Genomic DNA, 3,059 nt, shown 5'->3' with positions numbered 1-3,059 from the left:
ATCATGTAAGGTGATTGATTAAGTTTCCTTATACCGCCTTTTAAAGTTTTAAACTTAGGAATTGTGCATAAATAAACTTTACAACTATTTTGTATAACACACAATATGGTATTATAGGAGGCAACTGTAAATCTGTTTCCGTGAGGATAAAATGGTTGAACTAGATGAAGTTGCAATTGTTACAAAAATAAAAAAAATTTTACCTTTGTTAAACGAATATCAAAAGCGAGTATATCTTGCATCTGAAGCTGAAATTTGGGGCTATGGTGGAGTTTCAAAAATCAGTAGGGAAACAGGAGTTTCTAGGGTAACCATCAGTTCTGGATTAAAAGAACTTAATGCAATGGAAGGACAAACCGAAGATGATTTGCAGCAGATAATTCATCAACAACGTATAAGAAAGGAAGGAGCAGGTCGTAAACCGATTGAAGAAACTCAACCGGGAATAAAAGAAGCACTTGAATCTCTTATGAGTGAAGAAACATTCGGTGATCCTCAGAGTCTTCTGAAGTGGACGACAAAGAGTCTTAGAAATCTCGAGCAGGAAATGAACCGAAAAGGATATAACATCAAATATAGGAAAATCGGATACCTACTGAAGGAACTTGGATATAGTCTTCAGATGAACCAGAAGATGAATCAGGTAGGGGAAGAGCATCCTGACCGAAATGAGCAGTTCAAACATATCAGCGCTAAAGCAAGTGATTTTCTTGCCAGGAGTTTTCCAGTGATATCAATTGACTGCAAGAAAAAGGAAAACATAGGAAATTTCAAGAATAATGGTGCTGAATACTCACCCAAAGGAAGTCCTACCGAGGTTCTTGACCATGATTTTCCATTGCCTGAATTGGGTAAAGCGGCTCCATACGGGATATATGATATTGCTCTGAATGAAGGTTTTGTTAATGTTGGCATAAGTTCAGATACAGCACAGTTTGCTGTAAACTCGATTCGTTCATGGTGGAATGAGATGGGCAAAGAGCGGTATCCGGAAGCCAAAGAAATCTTGATCACCGCAGATGGAGGAGGAAGTAACGGATCACGTAACAGGTTGTGGAAATATGAACTTCAGCAGTTTGCGGATGAAACAAAACTGTCGGTTAATGTTTGTCATTTTCCACCAGGAACATCGAAGTGGAACAAAATAGAACACCGCTTATTCAGTCAAATAACTAAAAATTGGCGCGGTAGGCCACTCATCAGTTTGCAGGTGATTATTGATCTCATAGCATCTACAACTACATCAACTGGTTTGAAAGTTTTGGCAAAGTCGGATGAGAAACAGTACGCAACTGGAATTAAAGTGTCTGATGACGATTTTAAATCTCTGAGTATTTGTGGTGATGAATTTCATCCCGATTGGAATTATAAAATTAGCCCAAGGTTGTAAAGATTAATTGTGCACAATTCCTAAGTATGTATTGGTAGTCAGTACGTGTCTCCGTTTCCACAATTTTTGATATTTATTCTACACTTTCCATCCATTCACGAGCTAGATACAATGGAACATTTACTAACCATTCTTGTTCACGATAATTAGACATCGAAAATCTACAAGGCTTTAGAAGATTGTTTTCATCATAAACACTTTTCAAGCTTTTTGACTTTAAATTTTCTTCTGCTTTAACTTCTATAGGATAAACTTCATCCTTTTGTACAATAAAGTCAATTTCAAGAGAAGAATTTTCTTTTGAATAATAATATAAACAATAGTCAGCACTTATTAATTCGCCAGCTACAAACTGTTCTGTAAAAGCTCCTTTATATTCAGACAAATAATTCATTCCTGTAAGGACTTCTTTTGCTGTAATGTCAACTTTAGCTCCTAATAATCCTAAATCATTAAAAAAAATCTTGAAGGCTGTGATATCTTCATAAAAGTTCAATGGTCGTAATATTTTATTAACTCTTATAACTTTGTATATTAATCCTGCATCCACTAGCCATTGAATTGCATTTTCGAATTCTTTTGCTCGAGCTCCTTTTTTTATTACTCCATATACAAATTTTTTGTTTTCTTTTGCTAGTTGAGATGGAATGGAATTCCACAACATTTGTACTTTTGGTAGTTCAACAGATGAAATATGCTTAGAAAAGTCAGCTTCGTAATCCGATAGAATTCGTTTTTGAATTCGTCTAACTTCTTGAAGATTATCTGTTGTAAAATAGGTGTTAACAACTTCAGGCATTCCGCCAACATAATAATATTGGCGTAATAAATTCTTGAATTTATCAGCTAATAAGGAAAGTTCATTCCATTTATGTTCCTTTAATTGTTCCACCAATATTCTATTTCCTGAAGCCATCAAGAATTCACTAAAAGACATTGGATACATTTTCATTAAATCTGTTTTTCCGACTGGATACCCCGTTCCTGAATGTAGCTTGATTCCTAATAAACTACCTGCAGCAATGATATGATATTCATTTGCATCTTCATAAAAATACTTCAGTGCAGTTAATCCTAAAGGTGCTTCTTGAATTTCATCTAGAATTATAAGTGTTTCAGCAGGCTTTATAACTTCATTAGTTATTGCTGAAAATGCTCGAATTAATCTTTTTGTATCAAAATCAGAGAAAACAGTTTTCATAATTGCTACTTTATCGCAATTTATGTATGCAACATTATTGTATTTAGTTTTTCCAAATTGATTTAGTATCCAAGTTTTTCCAACTTGTCTAGCACCATCCAAAATAAGTGGCTTTCTATTTGGGTTTGCTTTCCAACTAAGTAATTTGTTGAATATTTCTCTTTTCACAGTGATCCCTTATATTTAAATAGATACGTATTATTAGTTTACATTTTTATGAGGGATATTTAAAGATTTTTACATTTTTATGAGGGAAAGTTTATTAAATATTGCATTTTTATGAGGGAAAGTTTGTTAAATATTGCATTTTTATGAGTGAAAAATTGTTAAATTTTACATTTTTATGAGGGAAAATTCCTCATAAATCATGTGCTGGATTATGGTTCTGTCATTTCCTGCAAGCTACTATACCTATGGCGGTTTTGTCACTTCACAGAGTACCGCTGAAACCTGCAGGGTTATCGGTGA

The 3,059-nt window shown here is 34.0% G+C and carries 2 protein-coding genes; one reads left to right on the top strand and one right to left on the bottom strand.

Annotated features, from left to right (window positions below; genetic code table 11):
* Window positions 1-151: 151 nt before the first annotated feature.
* Complete coding sequence (locus QZ143_RS09580) at window positions 152-1,390, top strand: ISAzo13 family transposase (protein WP_292883651.1); 1,239 nt, start codon at window positions 152-154, stop codon at window positions 1,388-1,390.
* Window positions 1,391-1,463: 73 nt separating this feature from the next.
* Here the strand turns inward: QZ143_RS09580 and QZ143_RS09575 are convergent, their stop codons facing one another.
* On the bottom strand, window positions 1,464-2,759 hold the full coding sequence (locus tag QZ143_RS09575) for an ATP-binding protein (protein WP_292883648.1): 1,296 nt from the start codon (window positions 2,757-2,759) through the stop codon (window positions 1,464-1,466).
* Window positions 2,760-3,059: the final 300 nt, after the last annotated feature.

Source organism: Methanobrevibacter sp. UBA188 (assembly GCF_905234905.1).
Classification (GTDB): domain Archaea; phylum Methanobacteriota; class Methanobacteria; order Methanobacteriales; family Methanobacteriaceae; genus Methanocatella.
The sequence above is the reverse complement of the archived record's forward strand: the minus strand, read 5'-3'. Positions and strand labels throughout refer to the sequence as shown.

Coding starts and splice junctions, on each gene's coding strand:
- QZ143_RS09580 (WP_292883651.1), top strand. CDS start 152: ATGGTTGAACTAGATGAAGTTGCAATTGTTACAAAAATAAAAAAAATT.